The organism is Listeria sp. MAN/IMW/UF464 (assembly GCF_058683955.1).
In genome coordinates, this window is the sequence record NZ_JBZWZP010000001.1 from 1,186,820 (window position 1) to 1,200,776 (window position 13,957).

At 31.8% G+C, this 13,957-nt stretch carries 13 protein-coding genes and 1 pseudogene; 2 read left to right on the plus strand and 12 right to left on the minus strand.

The window, feature by feature from the left end; all coding sequences use genetic code 11:
- Positions 1-68 precede the first annotated feature (68 nt).
- Positions 69-1,352 (plus strand): condensation domain-containing protein, encoded by a 1,284-nt coding sequence (locus AC4PG0_RS06015; protein ID WP_492167338.1) that lies wholly within the window; start codon positions 69-71, stop codon positions 1,350-1,352.
- A 34-nt stretch (positions 1,353-1,386) separates the two neighbouring features.
- On the opposite strand, the gene AC4PG0_RS06020 is transcribed toward AC4PG0_RS06015, so the two are convergent.
- Positions 1,387-2,232, minus strand: coding sequence for an SDR family oxidoreductase (locus AC4PG0_RS06020; protein WP_003770512.1), 846 nt, complete (start codon positions 2,230-2,232; stop codon positions 1,387-1,389).
- Positions 2,233-2,347: 115 nt separating this feature from the next.
- Between AC4PG0_RS06020 and AC4PG0_RS06025 the strand changes: the two genes are divergently transcribed.
- Positions 2,348-2,815, plus strand: a complete 468-nt coding sequence (locus tag AC4PG0_RS06025; RefSeq protein ID WP_045553153.1) for an Rrf2 family transcriptional regulator — start codon at positions 2,348-2,350, stop codon at positions 2,813-2,815.
- A 174-nt stretch (positions 2,816-2,989) separates the two neighbouring features.
- Here AC4PG0_RS06025 and AC4PG0_RS06030 read toward each other — a convergent pair.
- From AC4PG0_RS06030 to AC4PG0_RS06080, 11 genes and pseudogenes are all read right to left on the minus strand, one after another.
- Positions 2,990-4,423, minus strand: a pseudogene (locus tag AC4PG0_RS06030) (LapB repeat-containing protein); the annotation flags it as partial.
- A gap of 213 nt (positions 4,424-4,636) precedes the next feature.
- On the minus strand, positions 4,637-5,374 hold the full coding sequence (locus AC4PG0_RS06035; RefSeq protein WP_492167337.1) for a HEAT repeat domain-containing protein: 738 nt from the start codon (positions 5,372-5,374) through the stop codon (positions 4,637-4,639).
- Positions 5,359-5,946 (minus strand): hypothetical protein, encoded by a 588-nt coding sequence (locus tag AC4PG0_RS06040; protein ID WP_492167336.1) that lies wholly within the window; start codon positions 5,944-5,946, stop codon positions 5,359-5,361. Before AC4PG0_RS06040 ends, AC4PG0_RS06035 begins: the two co-directional genes overlap by 16 nt.
- A gap of 497 nt (positions 5,947-6,443) precedes the next feature.
- Positions 6,444-7,109 (minus strand): hypothetical protein, encoded by a 666-nt coding sequence (locus AC4PG0_RS06045; protein WP_492167335.1) that lies wholly within the window; start codon positions 7,107-7,109, stop codon positions 6,444-6,446.
- A gap of 154 nt (positions 7,110-7,263) precedes the next feature.
- Complete coding sequence (locus tag AC4PG0_RS06050; protein WP_492167334.1) at positions 7,264-8,055, minus strand: hypothetical protein; 792 nt, start codon at positions 8,053-8,055, stop codon at positions 7,264-7,266.
- A 118-nt stretch (positions 8,056-8,173) separates the two neighbouring features.
- Positions 8,174-8,473, minus strand: a complete 300-nt coding sequence (locus tag AC4PG0_RS06055; RefSeq protein WP_232357690.1) for a hypothetical protein — start codon at positions 8,471-8,473, stop codon at positions 8,174-8,176.
- 126 nt (positions 8,474-8,599) lie between these two features.
- Positions 8,600-9,094 carry a hypothetical protein gene (locus AC4PG0_RS06060; RefSeq protein ID WP_194316613.1) on the minus strand — a complete coding sequence of 165 codons (495 nt, stop codon included), beginning with the start codon at positions 9,092-9,094 and terminating at the stop codon, positions 8,600-8,602.
- Positions 9,095-9,906: 812 nt separating this feature from the next.
- Positions 9,907-10,695 (minus strand): hypothetical protein, encoded by a 789-nt coding sequence (locus AC4PG0_RS06065; RefSeq protein WP_045553157.1) that lies wholly within the window; start codon positions 10,693-10,695, stop codon positions 9,907-9,909.
- A 156-nt stretch (positions 10,696-10,851) separates the two neighbouring features.
- Positions 10,852-11,430 (minus strand): hypothetical protein, encoded by a 579-nt coding sequence (locus AC4PG0_RS06070; protein ID WP_492167333.1) that lies wholly within the window; start codon positions 11,428-11,430, stop codon positions 10,852-10,854.
- Positions 11,431-11,514: 84 nt separating this feature from the next.
- Positions 11,515-12,633, minus strand: a complete 1,119-nt coding sequence (locus AC4PG0_RS06075; RefSeq protein WP_492167332.1) for a hypothetical protein — start codon at positions 12,631-12,633, stop codon at positions 11,515-11,517.
- A gap of 547 nt (positions 12,634-13,180) precedes the next feature.
- Positions 13,181-13,726 carry a hypothetical protein gene (locus tag AC4PG0_RS06080; RefSeq protein WP_045553160.1) on the minus strand — a complete coding sequence of 182 codons (546 nt, stop codon included), beginning with the start codon at positions 13,724-13,726 and terminating at the stop codon, positions 13,181-13,183.
- Positions 13,727-13,957 lie beyond the last annotated feature (231 nt).

Sequence of the window (13,957 nt, forward strand, 5' to 3'; positions counted from 1 at the left end):
TAGTTTCGCAAACCGGCTTTCAGGGAAACTACTAACAACTATTTAAACCGAAGAAAGAAGGAAATCCCATGGTAAAAATCACGAGTTATCCCGCTGAACCTTCTGATATTAAGCATTATATTTCTGGAGAAAAAATGAAAAATGACCATCATTTGCATACTGTGCTTACATTTGATAGTCATTTAAATATAGACGTTCTAAAAAAAGCAGTTATACAGTCTACTAAAAAACTTCCACTACTTCTTTGCCATTTTAAAGAAACGAAAAATGGTGCTTTTTGGCAAGAAAGTGTTTTTTCTGCGGAGGATTTGGTTTTCCTTATTAAAACCACCGAACCCGAAGCTGAAGTAAATCGGGCGCTAGTGAGGAAATTATCTACAGAAAACGGTCCACAAATTCGCTTAACTGTCGTCCGTACCGAATCAGCTGATAAACTTGTTATTATTTTGAACCACATGTTGGCTGATGGTGCTGGTTTTAAAGAATATCTCTATTTGTTAAGTGAACTTTATTCGAAACTATTGGAAAACCCAAACTACCAAGCTAATTTGAGTTTAGGCTCGCGAAATTTAAAACAAGTTTTCGATCAATTTTCACGCAAAGAAATAAAAACCATTTTTACTGAAAAAACAAATCGAAAAACTGTCTACAACCCACCATTTCCACTCAAAGGTGACCCGAAAAATCCGAAAATCATTTGGACAAAGCTACCAAAAGAGGTTTTTGACGGAATCGTTCATTATGCGAAAGAAAACGAGGCAACTGTAAATGATGTCTTTTTTGCCGCAATGGTGCGAATAGTTCAGCAGACGACGCACCAAAATGAATTATCGATTGATTGTCCAGTAGATCTTCGTAAATATTTGCCAGGTAAAACTAGCCAAGGAATTACCAACTTAACAGCTAATATTACCTGCCAAATTAACGCAAATGACGACTTAACTTCATTCGAGAGCACCCTCCAAGCCGTCAAAAATTCACTTAATCCACAAAAAAACAGCCTAGCTCCTTTACGGATATATTATTTACTAGAACTGATTTTCAAGAAAAAAAGCTATTCTTTTGCGAAAAAAGCTTCTGAAAAAATGTATTCTATTCCAAAAACGAGTTTTACAAACATCGGTATTATTGATGAAGAGAAGCTTATTTTTGAAGGCAGTACTTTAACGGATTGTTTTATTTGTGGCTCTTTAAAATATGCTCCGTTTTTCCAAGTCGCTGCTACTACTTTCCGCGGTGAATTGACGCTTAGTACTAACTTACACGGCACCACACGAGATCATGATTGGCAGAAGCATTTTTTAGATCAATTAGCTCGTGAATTTACGTTGCTTGCACATGATGAACTATAAAAAAACGTCTATCGCGAAGATAGACGTTTTTATTTTATTGCAGTAATTCCCGAAGCGCATCCACACGGTTCGTTAATGGTTTTCCTAATGCTTTTTCGAAATCTCTAGAAGTAACATCTAGTTGATTATTTTTTATATCATGTTGGAAAGATAAGAACATTTCTGCAACTGGTTGTGGCATACCAACATTGACCAGGTTTTCGACAAATCCTTTATCATCAGAAGAAATGACTTCGAAATCTTTTCCAGTAGCTTCTTTTAATGCTTCTGTAAGTTCTGCGTATGTCATTACTGGGCCAGATAATTCTAAGATTTCAGGGAAACGAGCTCCTGCCACCGCTTTAGCAGCAACTTCTGCGTATTCTCGTTTCAATGCCCAGCCAGTTTTTCCATTTCCAGCTGCATAAACAAATTTTCCACCATTCAAAGCGCCACCAATCATTGGCATTTCATTTTCGAAGTACCAGTTATTGCGCAAGAATGTATGTTCAATTCCGGATTTTTCAATTACTTTTTCTGTAAAAATATGGTCTGCCGCTAGAGCACTTGTGGAATTATCTGCGTCTGCGAAACTTGTGTAAGCAATGTAAGAAACGCCTGCTTCTTTTGCAGCATTCACCACATTTTCGTGCTCTACTTGCCGATTCCCTGGAGCACCTGAGACAAACAAGACACGATCGATTCCTGCAAATGCTTGTTTCATTGACTCTGCATCACTATAATCACCAATTCGGATATTAAATCCCGCTGCTTTCAAATCCGCACCTTTTTCTTCACTACGAACTAAAGCATAAATATCTGTCATTGGAACCAATTCTTTCAAATAATTTAAGGCATAACCACCCAGTCCACCTGTTGCACCAGTTACTAAATAAGTCATTTAAACCACTCCTTCAAAATTTTAATTATTTAAGCTGTACATTTATAATTTACACCTTTATAATAAACATTATGATAAGATAAGTCAAGAAGAAAAATTGAAAGGATTGAATAAAATGAAATACTCCATCCAATTTAGTGATGCTATCCACATTTTGGCTTATATAGAGATTTTCAAAAACACGAATTTATTATCGAGTGAAATTATCGCTAGTAGTGTTAAAACAAATCCTGCCAATATTAGAAGAATTATGAGCAATTTAAAAAAAGCAAACCTTATTACAACACAAACTGGTAAAGCGAATCCGATTCTCACCAAGCCACCCGAGGAAATATCGCTGCTAGATGTTTATAAAAGTATTGAAGGCAACACAAATTTAATCCATGTCGATCCAAAAACCAACCCAGATTGCATCGTCGGAGCCAATATCCAACAAGTACTTTCAAGTAAATATGAACTTCTCCAACAAAAAATAGAACTTGAAATGGATGAAATTAAGCTGGATAGTATCGTCCATGATATATCTGTACTGGAAATGAAAGATCGACCGCAGAATAGTGAGTTTATTACTAAATATTTGTAAAAAAGAACGGACTCAATTTAGTGCGCCTCCTAAAGTTAGACCAAAAAATCTAACTCTTGAGGCGTATTTTTATTGGTTATATAGAATGCAAGCCGAATAAAAAACCGACCAGATTCCTCTGGACGGTTTTAGGTCTAACTTTTGAGTCTTACAACATTCTTCAAATATTATGAATCACTTTGTTTTTACTTTTGTTTTTCTTCTTAAGAACAACCATCCTCCAACAAGTAGCGACATAACACCAAAGACAATTAACTCTGTATTTAAAGTATCTCCTGTTTTTGGGATATTTTTTGTTGGTTTGTTATTATTATCATTCTTACTTGGTATTGCTATAAACGATGCATCAGTATTTTTGACTGTTAATAGAATCGTTTTCTCAGCAACGCCTCCAGATGAATTTGTCGCTGTTACAGTTACTTTATACTGCCCTGCTTTGTCCCAATCAACAATTTTACTTAGATTAGTAGTTACTTTTACTGTTCCATAACTATTTGTAACTTTAGTACCAATATCTTGTAGAAATTGCTTATCAGAAACTGTTTTTCCTGTTGGATAACTAATTTCTAGTTTGTCGATTGTTAGCTCAGGACTACTTGTATCTACAATCTGCACTGTGCTTTTTGATTTACTAGCTTCATTTCCAAGTGCATCTGTAACTGTAAAGTAGATAGGATAAGTTCCTACTTTATTAAGATTGACTTCACTACTGTCTACTTTAATATTTTTTGTTACATCACCATCAACAATATCAGTCGCTTTTACTCCAAAGAAAGTTATCCAATTCGGTTCTTTGCTTTGTACTTCTAATTTGTTTGTTGATTTAGTCATTTTTATGCTTGGTCCTGTTGTATCTTTAATTGTTAAAGTAACAGTTGTTTCAGCTGTGTTGCCTGAATCATCTTTTGTTGTTACTTTAATAGAATACTCACCTAAAACATTGCCTTTAATTGTTTGTTCTGGTGTATAAGTTACTTTTAATTTATTGCCTGAAAGATAATCTTTGGCTTCAATATTAAATATAGATTCTAATGATGGTAACTCGTTTACTGCTTCGATTGTTTTATTATCAGCATTATTGAAAGTTGGTGCGATCTTATTAAAGATACTTACTGACACTTTTACAGGTTCTGCAGTATTACCATATTCATCTTTCGCATTTAAAGTAACTGTATATGTTCCTACTTTATTAAAATCTACTTTTTCTGCAAAATCACTAGTAATTTTAACATCACCATCTAATTCATCCGTTACTTCCCCGTGGATATCGCTTAAAAAGGTAGCTTCTGTTACTTCGGTTTTTCCTTGGTAGCTTATTTTTGGACCTGCAGTAATGACTGGTTTATCCTTGCTTACTTGAACTGTTATTTCTTTTGTTGTTTGATTGCCTTTAGTATCTGTAGCACTGATGGTTACTTCATACTTACCAGGCTTATTCAAATTCACTTTTTCTGCAAAATTAGAAGTAATAATTAAATTAGTTGTATCATCATTGTTATCTGTCACATCTAAACGAGCATCTTGGAAGAATTCTGCTTCTGTTTTTGTTGTATTAACGTGGTAAGACACATTATCTGCTTTAATCACTGGTCCCATGGTATCTACTACCATGTCTGCATTAACATTAAAGTACGTTAATAGAAAACCATCCATCGGCACGTAATCTTCATAAATATATTGCGCGACAATTAATTTCTCACCGTGCGTTAACGGTTGGCCATCCTCACCTTTCTTTAAAAAACTTTGAGCTAATTCTGTGAATTCTTCGTATGTCATTTGTATAAACTCCTTTTTGAATTATGATTAAACTTGGCATAAAGTTTACTCTCTTTTAAGTTTCTCCAAAACAATTTCTGCTGCATCTTTCACTGATATTGGAATATCCCGCTCTAAAAGGTTCTTGGTACTAGATTTTATCATTTCTTTATTAGCTTGATTGATACAGTCTTCTAGCACTCTCAGGCTCCTTATTATCGTCAAATGGTAGCTATCATCTAGTAGGGCAATAATATTGGAAAGCATTGCTTCATCACCCAGAAAATGCAAGGCTGAGTATATTCCTACTTTTGCAAAAGAGTCCGTTTCTTTATCTAACTGTTTTTCCAGCATTTTCTTCGCTTCGTCAGTTCCTACAAAACCGATTGATTCAGCCGCAAAGCAACGTACATTAGGGTTGTTATCGCCCAACGCCTTCTTTAAATACGGGAGACTTTCAACTTTAGCCAAATTCCCTAAAATCTCTATGGAGCACATTTGAACTAAATCATCGTCGTCCGTTGTCCCTATGAGGGCTGCTTGAAAAACTGCTTCACTATCAAAATAATATAAATACTCATAGGCAAATATTCGAGCATTCTCATCGCTATTATTTATGCTAGCTAGTAAGATGTTCTCCAATTCTAGTGGGGCCTCTTCAAGATTTAACTCACTTATCAAATTTTCTGCCTTCTCATAATCAAAAGGTTTTTGCTGGATAATAGTTTTAATTTCATTGAGAATTTTTTTCGTTTTTTTAGCATATACTCCCACCTCCAAATGGAAACTCATCGTTGCTTCCATCTGCGTACAATCTTCTTCAGAAAACTTTCTTTTTCAAACTCTTCATCCGCTCTGCAATTTATAATATGTTTAAAATATCTCGAAAACTCCGAGTCATAGCTAAAATTATCTTCCCCGTACTGAATAAGTTGCTCTCTGTTCGCTCTTTTCCATTTCAAATAATCTTTTTCAGGTATACCAAAAGAAGTCAAAAAGACGTCATCCGGGTTATTTATTGCTACATTACGAAGCATTTCCTGCCCTTTCTCCTCAAGTTCCAAATAATTATCATTTTCTTCAAAATAGATTGGATTAATTAGCATGCAATAACCTATTATCCAGCCGACCTCTGTTATATTTCCCAGCTCATTAATGCCGAAATCATACATATATTTCAACTTATCGCCTTCTGTCTCATCATCTTCCACTTCATACATATCAACCAACATATCCCATCTAATATAAAACGCCCGTACAAAATAACGAATATTTCGCTTATCAGACATCCAGCTATTATAGCTATAATCTAATACCTCTTGAACATTTTCTTCTATCTCCAGTTGGTCTAGTTCTTCCCATTCTAGGCTTATCATAAGATCCTCTCGTTTCTATGAGTAATTGTTATGGAATATACAAAAAATCTTTTATTAATGTAAATACAAAAATTAGTAAACATAAAAAATATAGTGAGCATAACGTATACAAAGTCTTTTTATTTTCATATAGTTTAAAATATAAAAAAGCAATGACGATTAGCAATGTTATTGTAAAAACCGCTATCACACTTAATAAAAATTCTAGCATGTCCGCTCCCCCTCATTCACACTGTAAAGAAAACAAACGTAGACAAGATAATACCACCTACTACAGTAAATAAGTAAGGCATAAACCTTATTAATTTGTTTTTCTTCCCTCTATATTTATCGAAAAATATAAAACATAAGGTAGTTATAGCTAAAAATTCAAGCGAAATGATAGTTTTTAAAATCGTCAACATATAAAGTACCTCCTTGTTACTTTTCTAGAAGAATTTGAATTTTTGGAGATTCAGCAAACAATCCATCTGTTTAATTTAATCAATCCGCTCTTTTCAAATTATATCAACCTTGTATAATATATCTTTTCTTTCCTTATGAGCTAGAACTAAACGATCATTGTCTATCCATTTTAAATTTCCTAGGTGTGCGGAAAATACAAATGGATTAGGTAAATCACTGAGAATAAATTCTTTTCTTATGATTTTCTGTTCTTTGTTAAAAATAACGATATATATGTCAGCTTTGTATAAGCCGTGCTCAATATAAATTTGTGCTTTTTGTTTTCTATTTGGACTGGATTTTGGTTTTTTATAGTAGTAATTATTTTGATAGTCTAATTCTTTTACCTTTTCGTATGCCTCAATAAATCTAGCCTTATCTAATCCCAAATCACGACACGCTTCTATAGCACCTATGTGAAGCAGTTCTAAAATGACCTTTTTCTTTTCTGAGTCATTTTCATCATTAAACTTATTTAAATCAAACAACTTATTTTCAAAATAAACTCTATAAATGGCATCGAGGTGATGAGATTTATCCACTTTTTTTCCCATTGGTATACAATTAATATCAATACAAGAAGTCTCTTTTGTCACCATTGGTTTAAATGCACCTGAATACATTTCTGAAATACAGTGACTTTGACTGTCAAATGACATAATTGGATTCTTTTCTTCATCATAATCAAATCCTATAGAAAAATAGTTTAATTTTTTCATATTTCATCTCCGAGTTTAAGTTTTATGCCAAGGTACTAGAAAACAAAAGATATAGCGAACAAATATCCATTATTATTTAAAAAATTTGTGTTTTCTTGACGCCCCTTTATTTGCTTAAAGACCTTTGCTTAGTAGCGTTAAAACAGCTATTCCTTTATAATTTAGAAAGTTGCACAATGTTGAATTCATTTTCACTTTCTAAAACCAATTCACTATATCCGATACTTATGGAGGATACTTCATCATACACTTTTTTATCTATAATGATTTCTTCTGTAATTTCCATACTTTCATTCACCTGATATATACGGTTCCGGTACCAAGCGTAAAAGTTATCACGCACACTCAACAATCCGCTCACAGTATAGTCTAATACGACTTTATTTTGAACTTTTTTCGAGGATAAATCATAGTCTAAAGTAAAGTCATCACCATTTTCTTCATAACACAGTATCCGTATAGTTTTATTATTACAGCTAATCGATTGTACATCAATAAGCGTTTCTAAAATGGTGTCATCCAAGAGTCCAGTAATTTCTCCTGTAAATATATCTATTTTAATAAGCCCTAGTTCTGCTATGGGTAAATTCTCCTCGCCCCCAAACATACCTTCTTCTGAGTAAATAATATAAGCTTCATCATTCACTAGGATAAAATCGAGTGCACCTTCACCTAATTTGTATTTAAACGTCTCCCTTGTCATACATGAGATAATTAAATAACTGTGCACCTCATCATTGCACAAAATACAAATCTTCTCATCAGACAATATGACTTTGTTAATTCTGAACAAACGATTGGATATTATTTCATCGTTTATTTCACATAAAATTTCTTCCCCAGAAAAAAGTTTCAAACAGTTTTTTTCTATTTGGAAATTAAGTACTTCTCCTCCAGTTTCTTTAAAAGCATAAATAGATTGTGCTTGTTTTTTTATTTTTAGCATTGATTATAGTCCCTCCTTAGACCTCGATTTTCATAATCGAAATACACTATTAGGTCTTTTAATATGTAGCTTTTCTTATTTTCATGCCCTTCTAACCTTTGTTGTAATATCAAATTAGCTAGATTGTTTGCCTATACCAGTCCTTTAAATACGCGTCAGGGAACTTAACTTTCTCAAAATCCAAACTCCGTAGTGTATCGATGTCATACGAATTAACTAGATATAAATCCCATTGTGCTGATATATCTTCTAGTAACTCTCTTTCTTCTAATGATAGATTATCGTTTATTGACTGCTGATTCTCATCAACATATAGTATTTTTTCCGACCTTTCAACCAGTTCTTTACTTGTAATTACATCAGTAAGCGCCTCATTGAGATTCAGTTTTATTACATCCATAATGCTACTCTTATCCAAATTACATCCTCCTACCATTTATGAGAATATTTCCCGTTATTAAATCTATAGTGAAGGACTAGAATATCTTTTTTTATCCAGCATATTGTGGACATTCTGGCTCCTGATTTGGCTAATTTCTTAAAATCAGCATTTTTGTTCATTACTTAAGATTATAACTGAGCTTCCATCATAATCCGACATAATCAAAAACTCATTTTTTTCAAGATGCAACTCAATTTTTCCTACTACCTTATTTCTTTTAAAAATAGTATCTTTTTGTGAATAGTGCAAAATATGGTCTATTTTATATCCAGAAATAATGTGCACAAGAAAGTTTGAATTGGCTAAAAGTCTGAAAATAAATAGAACTTCATCGAGATGCCCGCTATCTAATTGGATGTCCTTAATTAATAACAGCTTCGTTCTTTCATATAAAATCTCGATTGTTTCACTACTTGGAAATTTCTCAGTTAAATCTTCTTTGTCAAAAATGCCTAACTCTAAAAGCAAATGCATTGGTTGACTTTTATTTATAATAGTTGTTTTTAATGCATCATCTGACATTTCATCATTGTAAGTAATTATTATTTGTTCCTGATTTGTTAGCGTAAAAATGGTTTTTTCTATGATTTTTGACACCTCTCTCCTATTTCCATTTGCTATTCTTTTTATGCCAAGAACTTTACTCCTTGAGTGATAATCTAAAGAAAATAATCTTCCCAAGCCTGTTTCTTAAATTTTTCCATAATTGAGATTTAGAATATACCTACATATACAGCAATATAGACATACATTAAAAACGAAAAAGTACAAAGTATAAAAGAAAATATGCCTTTATGTTTCATGCTTTCACCATTTTTTTTGATTAAATATAATACTGAAATTATTACTAAATTAATTAAAACCGCAATAGAAACAATCACAATGATGCCCCCTTAATACAATAGATATGAAGCAAATATTGTTATAATAAAAATACTTATTATATATGCTTTTATAAATTTTGATGTCCTTTTGCCATTATCAACTATCTCGCTAAAAATAAAAATAATCCATAAAGTTTCCATTCCTAAAAACACTGTAACAATAATGTATGTTACACTATTTGAAAAAAAGAAATTAATTATAATAGAAATAAAAATTACTAGTATCATCGCAAATATAAAGCTTTTTTGTTTGAACCAAGTCAATGTAAATTCAACTCCAATAATCGAGAATTTTAATACCTTCTAATAGCGTTGGAATTTCGAAACAATCTTGCTTTTAATGAATTTTTTCGCTTTCTTGATTAATTCTGTCCTCTTAGCAGGTACACTTTATTTTTAATTTTTTCGAATTCAAGTTAAGTATTTCTTTTATTATTTAATCATATGCTCCCGTAAAGTTTATTCTTTTGTTATGTATTATTTACATCTCTTACTTTTAAAATAAGCCCTCCCTATAGACTTTCTTCAAAGTTTAGAAAGCTGTACAATGCTGAATTCATTTTCACTTTCTAAAACCACTTCACTATATCCAGTACATATTGAGAATGCCTCATCGTATACTTTTTTATCTATAATGATTTCTTCCGTAATTTCCATACTTTCATTCACTTGATATATACGGTTCCGATACCAAGCGTAAAAGTTATCTCCCACACTCAACAATCCGCTCACAGTATAATCCAATACGACTTTATTCCGAACTTTTTTAGATGTTAAATCATAGTCTAAAGTGAAATCATTACCGTCATCTCCATAACACAATATTCTTATCCTTTTACTATTACAGCTAATCGATTGTACATCAATGAGTGTTTCTAAAACGTTGTCATCCAAGAGCCCAGTAATTTCTCCTGTAAATATATCTATTTTAATAAGCCCTAGTTCTGCTATGGGTAAATTCTCCTCGCCCCCAAACATACCTTCTTCTGAGTAAATAACATAAGCTTTATCGTTTATAATGAGAAAATCTTCCACCCCTTCTCCTAATATATATTTAAAAATTTTTCCCATACATGAGATGAATAAATAATCGCAAGCCTCTTCATGACAAAAAATACAAATCTTCTCATCAGACAATATGACTTTGTTAATTCTGAAATACCGATCAGAAATTATTTCATCGCTTATTTCACATAAAATTTCTTCCCCAGAAAAAAGTTTCAAACTATCTTCTTCTATTCGAAAATCAAGCACTTCTCCCCCAGTTTCTTTAAAAGCGTATATAGATTGCGCTTGTTTTTTTATTTTCAGCATCGATCATAGTCCCTCCTTAGACCTCAAATTTCATAATTGAAATATACTATTATGTCTTTTAATATGTAACTTTTCTTATTTTCATGCACTCCCCTAAAAGATTCCTATCACTCTCTAAATGATACTATTTTAGCCGCATCCTTATCTTAAATTATGCTAAAAGTAATTCTCCAGAAAAACATCTACAAATTTTTCATTGTAATTTTTCATCAAATTTTTTGTGCTTTTATCTATTTTTTCAATTGGAACCATTAAATACTCTTCTAAGAATTTCTCTTTGGTGTATGGTGCTTTTGAAAAGTCGTTTAGAGAAATGTCACAACTATATACAGCTAAAATAGCTAAATGCTCTTCTAAATCAAAATAACTTATCCAATCCCCACTTATATCAAACATGCAACCTTGCTCTAAAAAAATAGTTAGCTTATTGTCGTCCCATAGTTGTCGAAAGTTTATTTTGTTTATCCTCGCATTGATGTCCATATATTCGTTAGCGTAAATGTTATTATATTTGGGAAGCCATAGCACCTTATCACCATTAGTTTTTTTAGTACAATCAAGTAAATGCTGTACGTTTTCATCTAAGAAATCCCATAAATCAAAGACATAAACTTCATTTGGTTCAAGAAATATTTGATCTGGTACTTCAGCCTCTACATGAAACTTGTGCTGAATATTATTATAAAAATTTTTCAATTCTGCTACGTTAGATTTCTTAAACATTTGATTTTCCACTAGATCCCCCCCTTTGGCATAAGTAAGCTATCGTTTACTGTTCTAATACTAAAAAATGCTTGTTATTTTTCATCTTACTCATCCCTATTTATAATTAGCTATCAGTTCTGCTAGAAATTTCTCCTTATCTTTTAGCCATGGACACCATTCTTCTCCTGGATTCGCCGCGAACAACTCTACTTCTTTCCAATTTTCAAGCGGATTTTTGATGGAAAGAGATTTTTTAATTGCCAAAATACTAATTTCACTCTCTCTATCACCAAAAATAAAACAGTCGGAATTAAAGTACCAGTATAAATAATCAAAAGCCGTAAAATTCATTTTTTCTGTCTCGCCACACCATAAAATTTCACCATATTCCTTTTCCGTTATACCTGTACTTAATTCAGCATATGGAACATCTATTTGTTTTATCTTTTTAAAAATAAATTTTCTTATAGTTTCATAATAATAATGTGGCGTAAACAACCTGACACTTTCTTGCTTAAGCAGTTGTCCAATTTTATTTAAGTCGTTTATGAAGTCATCCTCATAACAATGAAAGAAATCGGTAAAATAAAAATCATATAACTCCGGCTTTTTAAAAATTTGCTTTGGTAATACCGCCTTATAGTCAACTAAGTACCCAATCTCATTTCTCAAATTTTCATTATGATCCTCAATCAATCGAGATTTTGCTCCTGTTCCTTGTACAGTATCCAGTAATTCTGTATTAGTAATTTGTTGAAAAAGCCGCACCAAATCTATCCCTTTTGAAAATATACCTATCGCTCTAACATCAAGTATAGGGGCGATAATAGCCATGCCATCTTCTAATTCGATTTGTTTCCTACAATCTAATTCTATTTTTTGTTTAAATAAAAATAGCCTATTCAGATATGGACTATAATATCCTTCTATAAACAAACGGAACATTTCTTGTTTAAGTTGTTGCGATTCACCCTGCAAGATAACCTTTTTATATCCACCTATTTCGTCTCCTTGCAATTCTGTATATGAAGAATCTTCATCATTCAAAAAATAAGCAGAAATCATATATTCGCCAAAAGCATCGCAAATATCTTCTACATCTTGCTCTAACGGTTTTTCCGGGTCTTTAAAATAATAAATATATATTTGGTCCGCTCCGTCAATTCCTATATCACTTCCATACTCGAGTGCATCTTCGGCTCTGACAATCTCTATTTGTTCTCTATTTAACATATGGTTCACCTTCTTTTTTTAGATAGACAATCAGCTAAAACGTTCAATATTGATCACTGTTTTTTATAAAAGTAAATCGCCTATCCGTATTGTAAAAAACACGCCCAAAGCAAACACTAACCAAAACAAAACTTTGCTCTTTTTTTGCTCTAAATTAAGACAAGTTACCAAACAAATAATTACTAGAAATATATACATTGTTAATAGCAATTGAATAATCTCCTCTCTAAGTTGTAACTAGTTTTTATTTGTTCTTGATTTTCTAGTGTGGAAATGCTTTTTTCTAAAATGTAGACTACCTTTTTCTCTTAGCTGAAATACGATTTTAAATTTTTTTCAACTTTAGGTTATTATCCAGAACATAATAAGTCCTATTGAAGATAAAACTATGCTAAGCCATGCCCAAATATATGCAATTACTTTATTGCTTACTTTTCCTGCAATATAAAAACATATACCGAATATTAACATGCTTAATATAAGACAACTTAAACCAATTAGAATATTCATTTCCTAGCTCCCCGCTGAATTCGTTGTGCTATATCATCTAAGAAAAATTTCTATAATTCTTTATTAATCCATTACTGAATCTCTTTTTAATTATTTCGACAGAGCAATACTCCTCAACCTCATACCAACTAACATCCACATCGAGCTTTTTATCAATGGCTAATACGGCTATTTCTAAATATCCATTAGCTAAAATAAAAATTTGCTCAGATGGAAAATACATAAAAAAATGAATGAGCACGTTTTTTTCCATTATATTATCAATATCTAAATCATTAATAATATCACTGTCGCTCTGAGAAAAGTCTATTTTCCGTCTTAACTCTAAGCTTATTTTCCACTTCTGCAAAAATTTCTTTTCTTCCAAAATTTCACTGATATAGGCTTCCTTATCATGCGTCTTTTCAACAAGCTGTTTTATCATCTTGATAAAATCCTCATCGTCTATAGAGATAGCCTCTGGTTCTTCAAAATAGTAGTTGTATTTATTTGGTTCGAAAAATATTTGTTTTGGTAGTGTTTTTTCAACATGAATGAGTTTGTTTATTCTTTCTTCAATCTCAAAACCGGATAAATTATACATAAAATCATTCATTCCCTTATTTTAAATTTTGCAATATGCCTATGATTATTAGATTTCGATCAAAAAAGCTATCAATAATTTACTAATTAAATAATCCCTTAATAGCATAGTACTCATATAATCCAAAAATCATAAAAACAATCAAAAAAACGGTCATTATATATGTATTTCTATATTTTTTAGGGGTATTATCTGAAAACACTTGGAAATAGATTAAAATTATTAGATTTG

Coding starts and splice junctions, on each gene's coding strand:
- AC4PG0_RS06015 (WP_492167338.1), top strand. CDS start 69: ATGGTAAAAATCACGAGTTATCCCGCTGAACCTTCTGATATTAAGCAT.
- AC4PG0_RS06020 (WP_003770512.1), bottom strand. CDS start 2,232: ATGACTTATTTAGTAACTGGTGCAACAGGTGGACTGGGTGGTTATGCC.
- AC4PG0_RS06025 (WP_045553153.1), top strand. CDS start 2,348: ATGAAATACTCCATCCAATTTAGTGATGCTATCCACATTTTGGCTTAT.
- AC4PG0_RS06035 (WP_492167337.1), bottom strand. CDS start 5,374: ATGGAAGCAACGATGAGTTTCCATTTGGAGGTGGGAGTATATGCTAAA.
- AC4PG0_RS06040 (WP_492167336.1), bottom strand. CDS start 5,946: ATGATAAGCCTAGAATGGGAAGAACTAGACCAACTGGAGATAGAAGAA.
- AC4PG0_RS06045 (WP_492167335.1), bottom strand. CDS start 7,109: ATGAAAAAATTAAACTATTTTTCTATAGGATTTGATTATGATGAAGAA.
- AC4PG0_RS06050 (WP_492167334.1), bottom strand. CDS start 8,055: ATGCTAAAAATAAAAAAACAAGCACAATCTATTTATGCTTTTAAAGAA.
- AC4PG0_RS06065 (WP_045553157.1), bottom strand. CDS start 10,695: ATGCTGAAAATAAAAAAACAAGCGCAATCTATATACGCTTTTAAAGAA.
- AC4PG0_RS06075 (WP_492167332.1), bottom strand. CDS start 12,633: ATGTTAAATAGAGAACAAATAGAGATTGTCAGAGCCGAAGATGCACTC.
- AC4PG0_RS06080 (WP_045553160.1), bottom strand. CDS start 13,726: ATGTATAATTTATCCGGTTTTGAGATTGAAGAAAGAATAAACAAACTC.